Raw genomic sequence first — 16,693 nt, forward strand, 5'->3', positions numbered from 1 at the left:
TCCATACGGGGGTGACGGCCTGCGCCGTCGTGTCGGCTCTTATTTGACCACGTTGACGATACGGAAATCCCGCACCGCGCGCTGGAACGCGCGCAATGGTTCAGTCGGCGGTTCGTCATGGGCATAACGCAGTTCCAGGTAACTCCTCATCAGGCTTGCCAGTTCGTCGCGTTGACCCGGCAGCGCACGGCCGGCGCGGCTCAGGTAATGCTGCGGACCTTCGGCTGGGCGGCGCGCCATGCCCTTGTGTGCCAGCTTCCGCTCCAGCTCGCGCAGCGCGCCGCGCAACGGGTCGCGCGGCTGCCGCCGCAACAATGCCCACGCCAGCCCGATCGCGATGAACAGCACGCTGCTGATCGCCAGCAGCACGCCGAGCGTCGCCGTGTCGGCATCGCGGATGCCGAACGGCGTCAGCAGGCCGCGCTGGCGCAGCGCATCGAAGCCGATAACGCCCTGGTCCCACCAGCGGTTGACGATGTCCCAGCGATTGCGCAGGCCCTGCAGCCAGTCGTTGCGGTACCAGGACAACTGGTCGCCGGCGGCTGCGGCCGCGCCCAACGAAACGCGCTCCGGGCGCACCGCGCCGGTGGGGTCGACGCGCACCCAGCCGCGTCCGGCCAGCCACACCTCGCTCCACGCATGTGCGTCGGAATAGCGCACCAGCAGGTAGTCGCCGAGCTTGTTCCAGTAGCCGCCCTGGTAGCCGGTGACCACCCGCGCTGGGATGCCGGCGGCGCGCATCAGCACGGTGAACGCCGACGAGTAGTGCTCGCAGAAACCCTCGTGGGTGTCGAACAGGAAGTCGTCCACCGAGTCGCGCCCCAGCGGCGCCGGCGCCAGCGTGTAGCGGAAGCCGCCGTCGTGGAACAGATCCAGCGCGGCCTGCACGATCGCGGCGTCGTCGCTGCCGTAGCGCTGCCGCCATTGCGCGGCCAGTGCGTGCGTGCGCGGGTTGAAATCCGCCGGCAGGTGCAGGCCGAGCCGGCGCGAGCGCTCGTCCAGATCGGGTTGCAGCCGGTAGCGCACTGCCGAGCGCGCGGCGTAGTCGAGCGGGTCGTTGACCGGCTTGTCGGCCATCACCTCGTGGTCGGCTTGCAGGGTGGCCTGCGCCGGCGCCTGCAGCGGCACGTCCAGCATCGGCAGCACGCGGCGCCGGGTCGGCTGCAGGTTGATCCGGTAGCGGATCGAGGCGGCCGCCTCCAGCGGCGCCGGTGGCTGCGGCGGGGCGTAGCGTGGGTCGAGCCGGCGCCAGCTGCGGCCGTCGAAATTCCACATCACGTAGGCGCGGAAATAACGCTGGTCCGGCGCCGGCGGCGCGCCGTCGAAACTGACCCGCATCGCCGGATGGTCGTCGGTGAGCAGGTCGGTGAAATTGCCCGGCGTCATGCTGTCGCCGAGGCCGGTGCGCGCCTGGTCCTGCGCGGGGGCGCCCCACAGCGGCGAGCTCAGCCGCGGCACCAGCAGGAAGGCCAGCAGGGCCAGCGGCAGCGCCGCGGTGGTCAGCGCCAGCGCCGGCAGCAAGGCCCGCGGCAGGCCGGGCGTCGGCAGCTGCCCGGGTTCCAGCGCGCGCAAAGTGGCCAGCGCCGGCAGCAGGCCCAGCGCGACCACCACGGTGGCAACCAGCCCCTGGTCGAACAGCAGCGCGGTCATCAGCGCGAAGCAGGCGAAGCTGATGCCCACGCGTACGTCGCGCGCGGCCTCGGTTTCCAGCAGCTTCAGGACCAGCAGGCCGACCGCCAGCGCCGCCCCGGGTTCGCGGCCGAAGATGTTGCCGTACTGCACGATCACCGCCAGCGTCAGCAGGACCAGCAGCGGCAGCTTGAGCCAGCGCGGCACCCGGCCGACCCGTTGCCGCCGCTGCCACCAGCGCCAGCCAAGGATTAGCGCCAGTGCGATGCCGAGCCACCACGGCAGGTGCGGCGAGTGCAGGCCCAGCACCAGCGCCATGGTCAGGCTGAGCAGGTCGAACGCGCGGGTGTCGATTGGCCGCTCGCTCGGCGGCCGGGGTGGGCGCGGCGTCATGGCAGCTGCGCCAGCGCGTTCATGCAGCGCGCGTAGTGCAGCGGCCCGCTGCCGCCGGGAATCTCGTGGCCGGGCAGCCACAGGCTGTAGTGGCGGCGCTGGGCCTGGGCCTCGTTGAGCCAGCGCGCCAACCGGGCGATGCGCGCCTCGTGGTCCAGTCCGCCCAGCTGGCGCCAGTCGAGTTGCCATTGTGGATGGCTTTGCGGTTGTTCGAAGTCCTTCACCAGCAGGTTCTCGTGGCGGGCACTGGCCTTCCAGGCGATGTGCCGCTGCGGGTCGCCGGCGCGGTAGTCGCGTAGTGCAGCCAGTTCGTCACCGCGGTGCAGGCGCAGGTGGCGGGCGTCGTCGGCGCGGGCCTGCGGCGGCGGCCCGGCGGCTTCCCCGCGCGGCCACACCAGCACGGGCTGCTCGGGGTGCAGCCAGCTCCATGCGCGGAACAGGCCCAGTGGCCAGGTGCTCCACACCCGCAGGCGCGGCAGCGGCTGCCAGCCGCGCCGTTCAGTGGGCAAGGCCAGCTTCACCAGGGTGCTGGCGTGGCCATCGAGCGCGAACGCCACGGTGCTGTCGCCGAGATCGACGCGGATCGCGTTGCGCGGACGCCGGGAGTCGAACGTAAAGGTGAGTTCGAGCGGCTGGCCGGCGACCGCATGGCCGGCGCGGATGTGGCCCAGGCGCAAACCGTCGAGGCTGCGGAACGCCACCAGCATGCTGGCCGCGCTGGCCGCGCCGAGCAGGCAGGTGAGCAGCAGACCGGCGTTGTTCGCGTAGTTCAGCGCGCCGACCAGCATCACCAGCAGCAGCATGGAGAAGCCGAGGCCGAAGCCGGTCGGCACGATGTAGATGCGCCGCCGGTGCAGTTCGATCGGCAGGCTTTCCGGGCGACGGTAGCGGGTGAGTGCGGGCAGCCGGTGCTCGGCCCATCGTTGCAGGCGCTGCAGCAGGTCGCGCATCAATCCACCGCCACCTCGGCCAGCAGCTGCCGCGCCAGCGTGTCGCCGTTGGCGCCGCGCGTCGGCAGCAGGCGATGCGCGGCCAGCGGCACGAACAGCGCCTGGATGTCTTCCGGCAGCACGTGGCCGCGGCCGCTGAGCAGCGCCCACGCGCGCGCCGCGGCGAGCAGGGCCAGGCCGGCGCGCGGCGACAGGCCCACGCGGATGTCGGCATGGCGCCGGCTGGCGGCGAGCAGCGCCTGCAGGTAGTCGAGCAGGGCGGTGCTGGCGGTGATCGCCTGCGCCTGCCGGTGCAGCGCCAGCAACGCCGCGCCGTCGAGTTGCGGCATCAACTGGGCCAGCAGGTCACGGCGGTCGCTGCCGGTGAGCAGGGCGCGCTCGGCGGTGGCATCCGGGTAGTCCAGCGACAGCCGCAGCATGAAGCGGTCGAGCTGCGAGTCGGGCAGCGGGAAGGTGCCGTTGAGATCCAGCGGATTCTGCGTGGCCACCACGAAGAACGGCTGCGCCAGCGCATGCGTCTGGCCGTCCACGGTGACCTGGCCTTCGGCCATTGCTTCCAGCAGCGCGCTCTGCGTCTTCGGGCTGGCGCGGTTGATCTCGTCGGCCAGCAGCAGGCCGGTGAAGATCGGGCCGGGGTGGAAGCGGAACTGGCCGGTCTCGCGCTCGTACACGCTGACCCCGATGATGTCCGAGGGCAGCAGGTCGCTGGTGAACTGCACGCGCTGGAACTCCAGCGCGAAGGTGGCCGCCAGCGCGTGCGCCAGGGTGGTCTTGCCCACGCCGGGCACGTCTTCCAGCAGCAGGTGGCCGCCGGCGATCAGGCAGGTGAAGGCGAGCTTCACCTGGCGCGGCTTGCCCAGCAGCACGCGGTTGACTTGGGCCATCGCCGCGTCCAGTCGCTGTTGCAGGGATTCGTCGTGGGGCTGGGTCAATGCGGACATGAAGCTCCGTTCCTTGCGAAGGCGGGGGGCTGGAGGCAGTGTAGCGGCCGCTTCAGGGCAACTCGACGCCCGCCGCGCGCAGCAGTTGCGCCAGCGCGATCAGCGGCAGGCCGATCAGCGCGCTGGGGTCGCGGTTGTCGATCGCCTTGAACAGGCTGATGCCGAGGCCCTCGCACTTGAAGCTCCCGGCGCAGTCCAGCGGCTGTTCGCGTTCGACGTAGCGGGCGATCGCCGCCGCGTCCAGTTCGCGGAAGTGCACGCGGGTGTGGTCGACATGGGTGTGCCGGCGGCCGTCGCGGGTATCGAGCAGGCACAGTGCGGTATGGAAATGTACCTCGCGGCCGGAGCTGGCGGCGAGCTGGGTGCGGGCGCGTTCGGCGCTGCCGGGCTTGTCGAGGACCACGCCGTCGAGCGCGGCGACCTGGTCGGAGCCGATCACCAGCGCGTCCGGGTAGTCCCGCGCGACCGCCGCGGCTTTGGCGATCGCCAGGCGCAGGGCGCGAGCCGCGGGAGGCTCGTCCGGCAGCGGGGTCTCGTCGGTGCCGGGTGCGGCCTGTTCGAAATCCGGGAGCAGCCGGCGCAGCAGTTCAGCGCGGTAGTGCGAGGTCGACCCCAGCACGATGCGGGGCGTGGAGCGGGGCGCGATCATGTGTCCGATTCGCGCCGGAGGTGTTCGCGCATCGCGCTGTCGAGGTCGGTCTGGGCCTGGTCGAGGGCCTTCAGCAGCGGCTGCAGGCGGTCGCGGGTGCTGCGCATCGAGGCGGCGGCCTCGTCCAGCTCATGCTGGCTGGCGCGCGGGGAGCGGTCGCGAATCCACAGGCGCTGCTGCAGCAGCGCGCGCAGGCCGGCGTCGATCGCATGCTGCGCATCCTGTTCGCTGGCGGCCGGCAGATCGGGGTTGAGCGACATCACCGCATGAGCCTGCCGCAGGCCGCTGCGGCAGGTCTTCAGGTCGGTTTCCAGCCGGTCGGCGAGGTCGAGCAGGGTCTTGAGGCTGCTGCCGCGCCGTGTCTGGCGCCGACGCAGTAGCAGCGCCGCGGCCACCAAGGCAATCAGCAGCGCCAGCAATACGGCGGCACCGAGCGTCAGATAGGAGTTCAAGGGCGAGGGCTCGGGCGAGGGGATGTTCAGTCTGCCCCATCGGGGCCGGATCAGGCAAAATCAGCGGCGGAGGGAATGGGATGAGGCCGTGTCGGTTGACTTCGCGCCGCTTCGAACCTAACATTTCGCGATTATGTCCGTGACACTGCCAGAGTCCGTGGACGCTTGGCGCATGGTCTCGGCGCGGCGTTCGTTCGAAGGAACGCTACCCATCGCGACCCTGTCCCGCCTGGGCGGGGTGTTGGCGGGCACCGATGGACTGCTGCAGTACGAGCTGGATTTCGGTCGTGACGAGTTGGGCATCAGCTACGTCGACGTTCGCGTGCGGGCATCGCTGGCGCTGGTCTGCCAACGCACGCTGGAGCCGTTCATGCTGCCGGTTGCGGTGGATACGCGGCTCGGCCTGATCCGCCAGGAACGCGACGAGGCTGGCTTGCCGCCGGATTGCGAGCCGCTGCTGGTGGCCGAGGATGGCCGGCTGAATCCGGCGGATGTGATAGAAGACGAATTGCTGCTGGCACTGCCGCTGGTCCCGCTCAACCCGGACGGCAGCCTGCCCGACGACGTGACAGGCCACGAGCCGGATCCTGCCGGCGAGGGGCGTGCCGAAAGTCCGTTCGCGGTGTTGCGCGAACTGAAGAAGTAACCGTCGGCCCGGATCATTCGACCCGGGCACGACGCAACAGATCAACCTGGTTTCAATCATCGAGTTTCAGTTGGAGAACTACCATGGCAGTTGCCAAGAGCCGCCGTACCCCGTCCACCCGCGGCATGCGTCGTGCGCACGACGCGCTGCAGACCGTGCAGCTGTCCACCGATCCGACCAGCGGCGAGGTGCATCAGCGTCACCACGTCACCAAGGACGGCTACTACCGCGGCAAGAAGGTGATCGAGACCAAGGGCGCGGTGTCGGTCGAGGATTGATCGGTTTTCCGGACCCCGCGGGGTTCCCGGATTCCGGTCAGGCGAGACGGCGCGGCAACGCGCCGTTTTGCGTTGATGGATACCTCCGTATGTCGCATCGGGCGGTTGCGTTGGCGCTGCCCAAGGCGTTCAATCCTGCGTTTACGTTGATGGACAGCTGAATGGCCCAGATCTATTCCCGCATCATCGCCACCGGCAGTGCACTGCCGGAGCGCGTGGTAACCAACGCCGATCTGGAAAAGATCGTCGACACCAGTGACGAATGGATCCGCACCCGCACCGGCATCCGCCAGCGGCACATCGCGGCCGAGGGCGAGACCACCGGCGACCTGGCTTTTCGTGCCGCGCAGCAGGCGCTGGAGACGGCCGGCGTCAAGGCGTCCGAACTCGACCTGATCGTGCTCGGCACGACCACGCCGGACATCATCTTCCCGTCCACCGCCTGCCTGGTGCAGCATCGCCTCGGTGCGAACGGCTGCGCCGCGTTCGACGTCAACGCGGCCTGCTCGGGCTTCGTCTACGCGCTCGGCGTGGCCGACAAGTTCATCAAGAGCGGACAGTCGAAGAAGGCGCTGGTGATCGGCGCCGAGACGCTGACCCGGATGGTCGACTGGAACGAGCGCGAGACCTGCGTGCTGTTCGGCGATGGCGCCGGCGCGGTGGTGCTGGAAGCCTCCAGCGAACCGGGCATCTACGCCACCTGCCTGCATGCCGACGGCGGCTACAAGGAACTGCTGTACAACCCGGTCGGCGTGTCGGCCGGCTTCAAGGACGAGCCGGGCCACGGCGTGCGCATCCGCATGGCCGGCCGCGAGGTGTTCAAGGTTGCGGTGAAGACGCTCGACTCGCTGGTCGGCGAGACCCTGCAGGCCGCCGGCATGGACGAGTCGCAGGTGGACTGGCTGATTCCGCATCAGGCCAACCTGCGCATCATCGAGGCGACTGCAAAGCGGCTGAACATGTCGATGGAGCGCGTCATCGTGACGGTCGACAAGCACGCCAACACCTCGTCTGGCTCGGTGCCACTGGCGCTGGACTATGCGGTGCGCTCGGGCAAGGCGCAGCGTGGCCAGAACCTGCTGCTGGAGGCGTTCGGCGGCGGCTTCACCTGGGCCTCGGCGCTGCTGCGCTACTGAGCCACCGCCGTTTCGAGTCGTCCTCCACGATGCCGCCCGCCCGGGCGGCATCGTGTTTTGCATCGCGAAAAACATTGAATACAGCTGCGTATGGGCGGCAATGCTGGCACCATGGCGGTTTTCGTCGACGGGGTCCGCCCATCTCATGAGTTCCGTTTCCGCTTCGCTCGCTTTCGTTTTCCCCGGCCAGGGTTCGCAGTCGGTCGGCATGCTGGCCGAGCTGGACGCGGCGCATGCCGAGGTGCGGGCCACCTTCGAGGAAGCCTCGCAGGGCGCCGGCATCGATCTGTGGAAGCTGAGCGCGCACGGCCCGGAAGATCAGCTCAACCGCACCGAGCACACCCAGCCGGCGCTGCTGGCCGCCAGTGTGGCGGTATGGCGCGTGTGGCAGAAGCTGGGCGGCGCGCAGCCGGCGCAGTTGTCCGGCCACAGCCTGGGCGAGTACAGCGCGCTGGTCTGCGCCGGCGCGTTGTCGCTGCACGACGCGGCAGCGCTGGTGGCCGAGCGTGGTCGGCTGATGCAGGCCGCGGTGCCGGCCGGCACGGGCGCGATGGCGGCAATCCTGGGCGGCGACGACGCGCAGATCGCGCAGGTGTGCGAAGACGCGGCGCAGGGCCAGGTGGTGGCGCCGGCCAACTTCAATTCGCCGGGTCAACTGGTGATCGCCGGCAACGCCGAGGCAGTCGACCGCGCGCTGGCCCGGCTGGCCGAACTGGGCGTGAAGAAGGCGATCAGGCTGGCCGTGTCGGTGCCCTCGCACTGCATGCTGATGCGCGGAGCCGCCGACCGGCTGGGCGAGCGGATGGCCGCGATCGACTGGCAGTTGCCGTCGATCCCGGTGATCCAGAACGCCGAGGCTAAAAGTTACGCCACGCTGGACGGGATCCGCGGCGCGCTGCAGCGCCAGCTGTATCTGCCGGTGCGCTGGACCGAATGTGTGCAGGCGCTGGCCGTCGGCGGCGCCGCACGCATCGCCGAGTGCGGCCCGGGCAAGGTGCTTGCCGGCCTGATCAAGCGCATCGACAAGAGCATCGAGGCGCGCGCGATCGGCGCTCCGGCCGAACTCGACGCCGCCCGCGCCGAATGGGCGTGAGCCCCGATTTTCCGATTCCCGAAGGAACGCTTCCCATGAGCAAACCACTGCAAGGCGAAATCGCGCTGGTCACCGGCGCCAGCCGCGGCATCGGCGCGGCGATCGCGGACGAACTGGCGGCGCTGGGTGCCACCGTGATCGGCACCGCCACCAGCGAAGGTGGCGCCGCCGCGATCGGCGTGCGGCTGGCCGCGCACGGCGGCCACGGCCGCGTGCTGAACGTCACCGACGGCGCCGCGGTCGAGGGGCTGATCGACGGTATCGCGAAGGAATTTGGCGCGGTCTCGATCCTGGTCAACAACGCCGGCATCACCCGCGACCAGTTGCTGCTGCGGATGAAGGACGAGGACTGGCAGACGATCATCGACACCAACCTCACCTCGGTCTACCGCACTTCCAAGGCGGTGCTGCGCGGCATGATGAAGGCGCGCAAGGGCCGCATCATCTCGATCGCCTCGGTGATCGGACTCACCGGCAACCCGGGCCAGTCCAACTACGCCGCGGCGAAGGCCGGCATCATCGCGTTCTCCAAGTCACTGGCGCGCGAGATCGGCAGCCGCGGGATCACCGTCAACGTGGTGGCGCCCGGCTTCATCGACACCGACATGACCCGCGCGCTGCCGGAGGAGTCGAAGCAGGCGCTGCTCGGCCAGATCGCGCTGGGCCGGCTCGGCGAGGCGGTGGACATCGCCAAGGCGGTGGGTTTCCTGGCCTCGCCGGCGGCCGCCTACATCACCGGGGAAACCCTGCACGTCAATGGCGGCATGTACATGCCGTAGCAACGGGAGACGCGGTTGTCGCCAGCGGCTTCGTTTTAGGCGACAATCGCGTTTTCGCGCCGGTCACGGGAGGCTCGCCTCCTCGTCACCGGCCAATCGTGGCGGCCACGCGGTTTAGCCACTACAATGCGCCGGCCTTTCGCGGGCCTCGCGCCGGCACAGACAATCAATTACTCCCTTGAGAGGTATGGGCAACATGAGCACCATCGAAGAGCGCGTCAAGAAAATCGTCGTCGAGCAGCTCGGCGTGAAGGAAGATGAAGTCACGGCGAACGCTTCGTTCGTGGACGATCTGGGCGCAGATTCGCTGGACACGGTGGAGCTGGTGATGGCGCTCGAGGAAGAATTCGAGACCGAGATTCCCGACGAGGACGCCGAAAAGATCACCACCGTGCAGCAGGCCGTCGATTACATCAAGGCCCACTCCAAGGATTGATCGCCACGGAATTGATCGCCGCCGATCGGCCGGCCTGCCTCGCGCAGGTCGATCTGCCTTCGCGGCGGCACCGAACGCTGCGCCATCTTGGCGCAGTTTTCGTTTCTGCAATTTGCAACGTCCGACCCCGTATGGTGAGCGGGATGCCCGCCAGGCACGACCGGACGACGTCTCCGCGATCCGCGCGGGACGGCTGCCGGCAGCGGCAGATCCACGCAATCACGTAAGGAACATCAGCATGAGCAAGCGACGTGTGGTAGTGACCGGCATGGGCATCATCTCGCCGGTCGGCAACGACATCGCCAGCGCCTGGGATCGTGTGCTCAAGGGCGCCAGCGGCATCGGCCCGGTCACCCACTTCGACACCTCCGCCTATTCCACGCGCATCGCCGGCCAGGTCAGCGGCTTCGATCCGGCCGAGTGGATGCCGCTCAAGGACGTCAAGAAGATGGACCCGTTCATCCACTACGGCGTGGCGGCGGGTACCCAGGCCCTGCGTGATTCCGGGCTGGAAGTGACCGAGGCGAACGCGCCGCGCATCGGCGTGGCGGTCGGCGCCGGCATCGGCGGCCTGTACACGATCGAAGCCACCACGCTGGAGCTGGCGGCGAAGGGTCCGCGCCGGGTCTCGCCGTTCTACGTGCCCAGCTCGATCATCAACATGGTCTCGGGCCAGCTCTCCATCATGTTCGGCCTGAAAGGCCCGAACATCGCCTGCGTCACCGCCTGCACCACCGGCGCGCACAACATCGGCCTGGCCGCGCGGATGATCCAGTACGGCGATGCCGACGCGATGATCGCCGGCGGCGCCGAGTTCGCCACCACCGGCACCGCGATGGCCGGCTTCTGCTCGGCCAAGGCGATGTCCACCCGCAACGACGAGCCGACCCGGGCCAGCCGCCCGTGGGACAAGGACCGCGACGGCTTCGTGCTGTCCGACGGCGCCGGCGTGCTGATGCTGGAGGAGTACGAGCACGCCAAGGCCCGCGGCGCGCGCATCTACGCCGAGCTGGTCGGCTTCGGCATGAGTGGCGACGCGTTCCACATGACCGCGCCGAGCGAGGGCGGCGAAGGCGCAGCACGCTGCATCCAGACCGCGTTGAACGATGCCGGCCTCAATCCGGCCGACGTGCAGTACGTCAATGCGCACGGCACCTCCACGCCACTGGGCGACCTGGGCGAGGTGATGGCGGCGAAGAAGGTGTTCGGCGACCACGCGTACAAGCTGGCGATGAGCTCGACCAAGTCCACCACTGGCCACCTGCTCGGTGCGGCCGGCGGCGTCGAGGCGATCTTCAGCATCCTGGCGCTGCGCGACCAGGTGCTGCCGCCGACGATCAACCTGGACGAGCCCGGCGAAGGCTGCGACCTCGACTTCGTGCCGAACACCGCGCGCGAGGCAAAGGTCGAGGTGGCGATCTCCAACTCGTTCGGTTTCGGCGGCACCAACGGTACGCTGGCGTTCCGTCGCGTCTGACCGATCGATCGGGCGTGACCTGCCATCGCCGTATCCTGGACGGCCGGCGCGACCTGCTCGCGCCGGCCGCTGCATGTCCCGGGCGCTATCCCTGTCTGCTGGAAAGCGTGGTGCATGGCACCGCGCAGTCGCGCCACGACATCCTGTTCGCGTTCCCGCGCGAGCGAATGAGCCTGCATGCCGACGGCGGCCTGCGCGATGATGCAGGTGTGGTGCGCGAAGGGCGCTTCCTCGATGCGCTGGACGCTGCCTGGCAGGCCGAGCGATTGCCGCCGGAAAGCGACGGGTTGCCGTTCCACGGCGGCTGGGTGCTGTTGCTGGCCTACGAACTGGCCGGCGAGATCGAGCCGACACTGAAACTGCGACCGCCGTCGACGCTGCCGCTGGCACTGGCGGTGCGCTGTCCGGCCGCGGTGATCGTCGATCATGTGCGCAATTGCACGATCCTGGTCGCGGAGGCCGGCTGCGAACATCTGCTCGATGCGCTGGAAGCCGATCTCGCGGCCGTACCGTCGATGCCGCCGCTGCCGGCATTGCGCGACTGGGACGAAGACGCGCCGCAGCAGTTCCTCGACGGCGTGGTGCGCATCCACGAACACCTGCATGCCGGCGACATCTTCCAGGTGAACCTGTCACGTGCCTGGCGCGCGCATTTTGCACAGCCGCCCGTGCCGGCCTCGCTGTACGCGGTGCTGCGCCGGGCCAACCCGGCGCCGTTCGCCGGCCTGCTGCAACAGCCGGGTTGGGCGGTGGCGAGTTCCTCGCCGGAGCGGCTGGTCGAGGTGCGCGGTGGCGTGGCGCAGACCCGGCCGATCGCCGGCACGCGTCCCCGGTTGCCCGGCGACGACGACGCGGCGCGCATCCGCGAGCTGAGCGCGCATCCCAAGGAACGCGCCGAGCACGTGATGCTGATCGATCTGGAGCGCAACGACCTCGGCCGCGTCTGCGTACCAGGCACGGTCGAGGTCGACGAGCTGATGGCGGTGGAGAGTTACGCCCACGTTCACCACATCGTCTCCAATGTACGCGGGCGCCTGCGCGCCGGGGTGACGCCGGGTGAGGTGATCGCCGCCACGTTTCCCGGCGGCACCATCACCGGCTGTCCGAAGGTGCGCTGCATGGAAATCATTGCCGCGCTGGAAGACGCGCCGCGTGGCGCTTACACCGGCGCGCTGGGTTATCTCGACCGCAACGGTGAGCTCGACTTGAACATCCTGATCCGCACCCTGACCCTGGCCGGCGATGAAGTGAGCCTGCGCGCCGGTGCCGGCATCGTGGCCGATTCGGTCGCCGCCAGCGAACTGGACGAGACCCGCGCCAAGGCGCGCGGACTGCTGCGTGCGCTGGGAGTGCCGGACTCATGACGGCGCGCATGCGGGTCAACGGCGTGGCGACGGCACAGGTATCGGCGCTGGATCGCGGCCTGGCCTATGGCGACGGCCTGTTCGAGAGCATCCGTTTCGTCGGTGCGATCGCGCCACTGTGGCCGCGGCACATGCAGCGGCTGGCCGAAGGCTGCGCGCGCCTGCGCATCCCGGCGCCCAATCCGGCGCAGCTGTGGCGCGAGGCGCTGGAAGTCAGTCGCGACATGCCGGCCGCGGTGCTGCGCATCACCGTCACCCGCGGCCCGGGCGAACGCGGCTACGCCCTGCCAGCCGCGCCGCAACCGACCCGGGTGGTGGCCGCGTTCGCGCCGCCGCCGGTCGCCGCCGGAATCTACGCGCAAGGCGTGCGCCTGCGCGTGTGCGACCTCCGCCTGGCAGAGCAGCCGCTGCTGGCCGGCCTCAAGCACCTCAACCGGCTGGAGCAGGTGCTCGCGCGCGCCGAATGGAACGATCCGGCGATCGCCGATGGTGTGCTGCTCGATAGCCACGGGCGGGTGATTTCGGCGACCATGGCCAATCTGTTCGCGCTGGTCGACGGCCAATGGCTGACCCCGGCGCTGGACCGTTGCGGCGTGGCCGGGGTGGCGCGCGCCGAGGTGCTGGCAGCCTGTCCGCAGGTGCGGGTCGGCGAGCTGGCGCTGGATACGTTGCTGGGTGCCGGCGAGGTGTTCCTGAGTTCGAGCGTGCGCGGCATTGTGCCGGTGCGTTCGCTGGATGGCCGCAGCTATGCGCCGGGGACGACGACCCGCCGCTTGCAGCAGCATTGGCGTGACCTGGGGTTTTCGATGGAGCAGGGCGGATGAGCGACCAACCGGTGCGCAGGCGCGCATGGCCACGGCGACTGTTGCTGATCATGCTGCTGGCGGTGGCCGGCGTGCTGGTCTACGGCTGGAACGACTACGCCCGCTTCGGCAGCGCGCCGCTAAACGTGGCGGCGCAGGGCGACAGCATCGACGTCGGCCGCGGCAGCAGCTTCAAGGCCATCGTCGTCGAATTGCGCCAGCGCGGATTCAGCACCGCCAACCCGTGGTACTGGCGCCTGCTGGCCGAGCAGATGCACGTGGCCGGCAAGCTGCATGCCGGCGAATACGCGCTGGAACCCGGCATCACCCCACGCCAGCTGCTGGCGAACATGGCCGCCGGCCGGGTGTTGCAGCGCAATTTCACCATCGTCGACGGCTGGACCTTCGCCGAACTGCGCCAGGCGCTGGCCAGGGCCGAGAAGTTGAACCACGACAGCGCCGCGCTGGACGATGCCGCGATCATGCGGAAGATCGGTGCCGGCGGCGAAGCGCCGGAAGGCCGTTTCCTGCCCGAGACCTACGCCTACGTGAAGGGCGACGGCGACCTGGACATCCTCAGGCGCGCGCATGCCGCAATGGCGAAGACGCTCGATGAACTGTGGGCGGGACGCGCGCAGGGCTTGCCGCTGGCCTCGCCGTACGAGGCGCTGATCCTGGCTTCGATCGTGGAGAAGGAAACCGGCCGACCGAACGAGCGCGCACAGATCGCCGGCGTGTTCGTGCGGCGCCTGCAGAACCACATGCTGCTGCAGACCGACCCCAGCGTGATCTACGGCATGGGCGCGAGCTACGCCGGCAACATCCGCAAGAGCGATCTCACCGCGGACACGCCGTACAACACCTATACCCGCGCCGGCCTGCCACCGACGCCGATCGCGTTGCCGGGCAGGCCGGCGCTGGCGGCCGCCTTGCACCCGGCCGCCGGCGATGCGCTGTACTTCGTGGCGCGTGGCGACGGCGGCCACGTGTTCGCCCGCACGCTGGAGGAACACAATCGCAACGTCGACTGCTACCAGCGGAAGCGTTGCCGATGACGGCCCCGCGCGGGAAATTCATCAGCCTCGAAGGCGGCGAGGGCGCCGGCAAGAGCACCTTGCTGGCCGGCCTGCGCGAGCACATCGAACGGCACGGCATCGCGCTGGTGCAGACGCGCGAGCCCGGCGGCACCGCCGTGGGCGAAGCGGTGCGCGCGATCGTGCTCGATCCGGCCCTGCATGGACTGGCTGCCGAGACCGAATTGCTGCTGATGTTCGCCTCGCGCGCCCAGCTGGTGCGCGAAGTGATCGAGCCGGCCTTGAGCACGGGCCAGTGGGTGCTGTGCGATCGTTTTGCCGACGCCAGCTATGCCTACCAGGGCGGCGGCCGCGGCCAGCCGGCGCCGCGCATCGCGGAGCTGGAGCGCTGGGCCTGTGACGGCGTGAAGCCCGACCTGACCTTGCTGCTCGATCTGCCGGTGGCGACCGGCCGTGCGCGCGCCGCCGGCCGCGGCGACGCAGACCGCATCGAGGTCGAGGCCGATGCATTTTTCGAACGGGTGCGCGCGAGTTATCGCGAGCGCGCCGCGGCCGAGCCGCAGCGTTTCCGGGTGATCGACGCCAGCCAGTCGCCTGCTGCCGTCCTGCGCGCCGCGACGCAGGCGCTGGCGGCACTGCTTGGAGAAGCGCAGGCATGAACGGATTGCCCTGGCATGCCGAACACTGGACGCGGCTGCAGGCGCGCCGCCAGCGCGATGCGCTGCCGCACGCCTTGCTGCTGTGCGGTGCCGCCGGCCTGGGCAAGCGCGCGTTCGCGCAGCGCTTCGTGCAGGGACTGCTGTGCACCGAACCGGTGGATGGCGACGCCTGCGGGCATTGCCGCAGTTGCCTGCTGCTGGCCGCCGGCTCGCACCCGGACGTCGTGACGCTCGGCTTCGGGCTGCGCAAGGACGGCGTGCAGCGCAGCGAGATCGTGGTCGACCAGATCCGCGAGCTGTCGGCGCGGCTGGCCATGGCCAGCCAGTTCGGCGGCTGGCAGGTGGCGCTCATCGACCCCGCCGACGCGATGAATCCCGCCGCCGCCAATGCGCTGCTGAAGACACTGGAGGAGCCGGCCGCGCAGACCATGCTGATCCTGCTGGCCGATGCGCCGTGGCGTCTGCCGCAGACCATTCGCAGCCGCTGCCAGCGGATCGAGTTCCAGCTGCCCGCCACCGCCGATGCGCTGGCCTGGCTGCAGGCCGAAGGCGTGCGCGATGCGGCGGGCGCACTCGCCGCGGCTGGCGGCAATCCCGGCCTGGCCAAGGCCTGGGCCGGGGAAGGCGCGCTGGAGCGGCGGCAGGAAGTTCGCCGGGATCTGGCCGCGCTGGCCGCCGGCCGCGGCCAGCCGACCGAAGTGGTCAGGCGCTGGCTGGACAGCGAACCGGCACAGCGACTGTGGTTTGCCGCCCAGGCCGCTGCCGACGAGATCAAGGCGCGCTCGGCGCAAGGCGCGGGGCCGCTGGCCAGCGCGATGGACGTCGAGGCGCTCGGTCACTGGTACGACGCGGCCAATCGCACCCGCGAGGGTCTGCGCGGCCCGTTGCGCGCCGACCTGCTGCTGCTGGAACTGCTGGCGCAGTGGCGGTGAGCAGAACCGGCGCCTGCGCACCGTCGGCTGCGGCGAACGGATTGCCGGCATTTTCCGCGCAGACCCGCTTGCTGGTGGTGGCGCCGCATCCGGATGACGAGACCATCGCGACCGGGCTGCTGATCCAGCAGGTGCGGGCGGCCGGCGGCGCGGTGCGGATCCTGTTGCTGACCGAAGGCGACAACAACCCGTGGCCGCAGCGCTGGCTGGAACGGCGTGTGCGTATCGACCGCGCCGACCGGCTGCGCTGGGGGCACCGTCGCCACGCGGAGATGCTGCAGGCGCTGGCGTGCCTGGGCATGCCGGCGTCGGCGTTGCAGTCGCTGGGCTGGCCGGATCTCGGCCTCACCGACCAACTGCTGCAGTCGTGCGGCGCCTCGGTATCGGCGCTGGTGGCGGCGATCGGCCAGTTCGGCCCCAGCCTGGTGGTGGCACCGGCGCTGGCCGACCGCCACCCCGATCACGCCGCGGCGCATGTGCTGACACGGCTGGCGCTGGCGGAACAGGCCGATCCGCCGCCATTGTTGAATTATCTGGTGCATGGTCGCGGCGGCGACGGCAAGGTTGTCGAGATCCACGGCACGGCGCAGCAGTCGGCGGGCAAGCGCGCGGCGCTGGCCGCACATCGCAGCCAGATGGCGCTGAGCGGCAGGCGCCTGCTGCGCCTGGCCGCCCGCCCCGAGTGCCATGCCGGGTTGCCGACGCTGCTGCCCGCGTTGCCTTGGCAACCACCCCGCTGGCTGCGGCCGTGGCTGCGGCTCAGCGTGGTTGGTGCGGCCGGCGCGCGCAGCTGGCGCTGGCGTGATGCCCCGTTGCGGTGCGACCGCAGCGGCAGCTTCCGCCTGGCGGTGCCGGCGGGGATCGGCACGGGGCCGTGTTTCGTGCGCCTGGCGCTGACCGTGCGGTCGCCCTGGATTTTCGACCACTGGGGCTGGTGCGAACTGTCCGGCTGTGCCGATCCGGCTCTTGCGCAGGCGGTTTGACCGGGCTAGTTTCGCGCCGGGGGGACTGGGTGCGGCACGGGCCGTCGCCGTGTTTCGTT

General features: G+C 70.0%; 18 protein-coding genes. 13 read left to right on the forward strand and 5 right to left on the reverse strand.

Annotated elements, in window-relative coordinates:
• Positions 1–39 precede the first annotated feature (39 nt).
• The 5 genes from R2APBS1_RS07065 to R2APBS1_RS07085 are packed head-to-tail and all read right to left on the reverse strand — an operon-like array spanning position 40 to position 5,014.
• Complete coding sequence (locus R2APBS1_RS07065; RefSeq protein WP_015447398.1) at positions 40–2,022, reverse strand: transglutaminase TgpA family protein; 1,983 nt, start codon at positions 2,020–2,022, stop codon at positions 40–42.
• Complete coding sequence (locus R2APBS1_RS07070) at positions 2,019–2,972, reverse strand: DUF58 domain-containing protein (RefSeq protein WP_015447399.1); 954 nt, start codon at positions 2,970–2,972, stop codon at positions 2,019–2,021. Before R2APBS1_RS07070 ends, R2APBS1_RS07065 begins: the two co-directional genes overlap by 4 nt.
• Positions 2,972–3,913: an AAA family ATPase gene (locus R2APBS1_RS07075; protein ID WP_007513161.1), complete on the reverse strand. Its 942-nt coding sequence runs from the start codon at positions 3,911–3,913 to the stop codon at positions 2,972–2,974. Before R2APBS1_RS07075 ends, R2APBS1_RS07070 begins: the two co-directional genes overlap by 1 nt.
• Positions 3,914–3,965: 52 nt before the next feature.
• Positions 3,966–4,562 (reverse strand): Maf family protein, encoded by a 597-nt coding sequence (locus tag R2APBS1_RS07080; protein WP_015447400.1) that lies wholly within the window; start codon positions 4,560–4,562, stop codon positions 3,966–3,968.
• Complete coding sequence (locus R2APBS1_RS07085; RefSeq protein ID WP_007513166.1) at positions 4,559–5,014, reverse strand: hypothetical protein; 456 nt, start codon at positions 5,012–5,014, stop codon at positions 4,559–4,561. The genes R2APBS1_RS07080 and R2APBS1_RS07085 overlap by 4 nt, the downstream gene beginning before the upstream one ends.
• Positions 5,015–5,147: 133 nt before the next feature.
• Here R2APBS1_RS07085 and R2APBS1_RS07090 point away from each other — a divergent pair, with 133 nt between their 5' ends.
• The 13 genes from R2APBS1_RS07090 (at position 5,148) to R2APBS1_RS07150 (ending at position 16,634) form a co-directional block, all read left to right on the forward strand.
• The gene (locus R2APBS1_RS07090; RefSeq protein ID WP_015447401.1) at positions 5,148–5,660 is read left to right on the forward strand and encodes a YceD family protein; all 513 of its coding nucleotides are present in this window, start codon (positions 5,148–5,150) and stop codon (positions 5,658–5,660) included.
• Positions 5,661–5,743: 83 nt separating this feature from the next.
• On the forward strand, positions 5,744–5,938 hold the full coding sequence (gene rpmF / locus R2APBS1_RS07095) for a 50S ribosomal protein L32 (protein WP_015447402.1): 195 nt from the start codon (positions 5,744–5,746) through the stop codon (positions 5,936–5,938).
• Positions 5,939–6,099: 161 nt separating this feature from the next.
• Positions 6,100–7,074, forward strand: coding sequence for a beta-ketoacyl-ACP synthase III (locus R2APBS1_RS07100; protein WP_007513173.1), 975 nt, complete (start codon positions 6,100–6,102; stop codon positions 7,072–7,074).
• 145 nt (positions 7,075–7,219) lie between these two features.
• Positions 7,220–8,167 carry an ACP S-malonyltransferase gene (gene fabD, locus R2APBS1_RS07105; RefSeq protein WP_015447403.1) on the forward strand — a complete coding sequence of 316 codons (948 nt, stop codon included), beginning with the start codon at positions 7,220–7,222 and terminating at the stop codon, positions 8,165–8,167.
• A 35-nt stretch (positions 8,168–8,202) separates the two neighbouring features.
• On the forward strand, positions 8,203–8,946 hold the full coding sequence (fabG, locus tag R2APBS1_RS07110; protein WP_015447404.1) for a 3-oxoacyl-ACP reductase FabG: 744 nt from the start codon (positions 8,203–8,205) through the stop codon (positions 8,944–8,946).
• A 196-nt stretch (positions 8,947–9,142) separates the two neighbouring features.
• Entirely contained in the window at positions 9,143–9,382 is a 240-nt protein-coding gene (acpP, locus tag R2APBS1_RS07115; RefSeq protein WP_007513179.1) for an acyl carrier protein, read from the forward strand.
• A 238-nt stretch (positions 9,383–9,620) separates the two neighbouring features.
• Positions 9,621–10,859, forward strand: coding sequence for a beta-ketoacyl-ACP synthase II (gene fabF / locus R2APBS1_RS07120; protein ID WP_007513180.1), 1,239 nt, complete (start codon positions 9,621–9,623; stop codon positions 10,857–10,859).
• A 14-nt stretch (positions 10,860–10,873) separates the two neighbouring features.
• Positions 10,874–12,223 carry an aminodeoxychorismate synthase component I gene (locus R2APBS1_RS07125; RefSeq protein WP_015447405.1) on the forward strand — a complete coding sequence of 450 codons (1,350 nt, stop codon included), beginning with the start codon at positions 10,874–10,876 and terminating at the stop codon, positions 12,221–12,223.
• The gene (pabC, locus tag R2APBS1_RS07130; protein ID WP_015447406.1) at positions 12,220–13,047 is read left to right on the forward strand and encodes an aminodeoxychorismate lyase; all 828 of its coding nucleotides are present in this window, start codon (positions 12,220–12,222) and stop codon (positions 13,045–13,047) included. The genes R2APBS1_RS07125 and pabC overlap by 4 nt, the downstream gene beginning before the upstream one ends.
• Positions 13,044–14,081: an endolytic transglycosylase MltG gene (gene mltG, locus R2APBS1_RS07135; RefSeq protein ID WP_007513183.1), complete on the forward strand. Its 1,038-nt coding sequence runs from the start codon at positions 13,044–13,046 to the stop codon at positions 14,079–14,081. The genes pabC and mltG overlap by 4 nt, the downstream gene beginning before the upstream one ends.
• Positions 14,078–14,719, forward strand: a complete 642-nt coding sequence (gene tmk / locus R2APBS1_RS07140; protein ID WP_015447407.1) for a dTMP kinase — start codon at positions 14,078–14,080, stop codon at positions 14,717–14,719. The genes mltG and tmk overlap by 4 nt, the downstream gene beginning before the upstream one ends.
• Complete coding sequence (gene holB / locus R2APBS1_RS07145; RefSeq protein ID WP_015447408.1) at positions 14,716–15,651, forward strand: DNA polymerase III subunit delta'; 936 nt, start codon at positions 14,716–14,718, stop codon at positions 15,649–15,651. The genes tmk and holB overlap by 4 nt, the downstream gene beginning before the upstream one ends.
• A complete protein-coding gene (locus R2APBS1_RS07150) occupies positions 15,642–16,634 on the forward strand; it encodes a PIG-L deacetylase family protein (RefSeq protein WP_015447409.1) in 993 nt (330 codons plus the stop codon). Before holB ends, R2APBS1_RS07150 begins: the two co-directional genes overlap by 10 nt.
• Positions 16,635–16,693 lie beyond the last annotated feature (59 nt).

The organism is Rhodanobacter denitrificans (assembly GCF_000230695.2).
Lineage (GTDB): Bacteria > Pseudomonadota > Gammaproteobacteria > Xanthomonadales > Rhodanobacteraceae > Rhodanobacter > Rhodanobacter denitrificans.

Excerpts from the sequence above, each read along its gene's own strand:
- R2APBS1_RS07065 (WP_015447398.1), bottom strand. The coding sequence starts at position 2,022 with ATGACGCCGCGCCCACCCCGGCCGCCGAGCGAGCGGCCAATCGACACC.
- R2APBS1_RS07070 (WP_015447399.1), bottom strand. The coding sequence starts at position 2,972 with ATGCGCGACCTGCTGCAGCGCCTGCAACGATGGGCCGAGCACCGGCTG.
- R2APBS1_RS07075 (WP_007513161.1), bottom strand. The coding sequence starts at position 3,913 with ATGTCCGCATTGACCCAGCCCCACGACGAATCCCTGCAACAGCGACTG.
- R2APBS1_RS07080 (WP_015447400.1), bottom strand. The coding sequence starts at position 4,562 with ATGATCGCGCCCCGCTCCACGCCCCGCATCGTGCTGGGGTCGACCTCG.
- R2APBS1_RS07090 (WP_015447401.1), top strand. The coding sequence starts at position 5,148 with ATGTCCGTGACACTGCCAGAGTCCGTGGACGCTTGGCGCATGGTCTCG.
- rpmF (WP_015447402.1), top strand. The coding sequence starts at position 5,744 with ATGGCAGTTGCCAAGAGCCGCCGTACCCCGTCCACCCGCGGCATGCGT.
- R2APBS1_RS07100 (WP_007513173.1), top strand. The coding sequence starts at position 6,100 with ATGGCCCAGATCTATTCCCGCATCATCGCCACCGGCAGTGCACTGCCG.
- fabD (WP_015447403.1), top strand. The coding sequence starts at position 7,220 with ATGAGTTCCGTTTCCGCTTCGCTCGCTTTCGTTTTCCCCGGCCAGGGT.
- fabG (WP_015447404.1), top strand. The coding sequence starts at position 8,203 with ATGAGCAAACCACTGCAAGGCGAAATCGCGCTGGTCACCGGCGCCAGC.
- acpP (WP_007513179.1), top strand. The coding sequence starts at position 9,143 with ATGAGCACCATCGAAGAGCGCGTCAAGAAAATCGTCGTCGAGCAGCTC.
- fabF (WP_007513180.1), top strand. The coding sequence starts at position 9,621 with ATGAGCAAGCGACGTGTGGTAGTGACCGGCATGGGCATCATCTCGCCG.
- pabC (WP_015447406.1), top strand. The coding sequence starts at position 12,220 with ATGACGGCGCGCATGCGGGTCAACGGCGTGGCGACGGCACAGGTATCG.
- mltG (WP_007513183.1), top strand. The coding sequence starts at position 13,044 with ATGAGCGACCAACCGGTGCGCAGGCGCGCATGGCCACGGCGACTGTTG.
- tmk (WP_015447407.1), top strand. The coding sequence starts at position 14,078 with ATGACGGCCCCGCGCGGGAAATTCATCAGCCTCGAAGGCGGCGAGGGC.
- holB (WP_015447408.1), top strand. The coding sequence starts at position 14,716 with ATGAACGGATTGCCCTGGCATGCCGAACACTGGACGCGGCTGCAGGCG.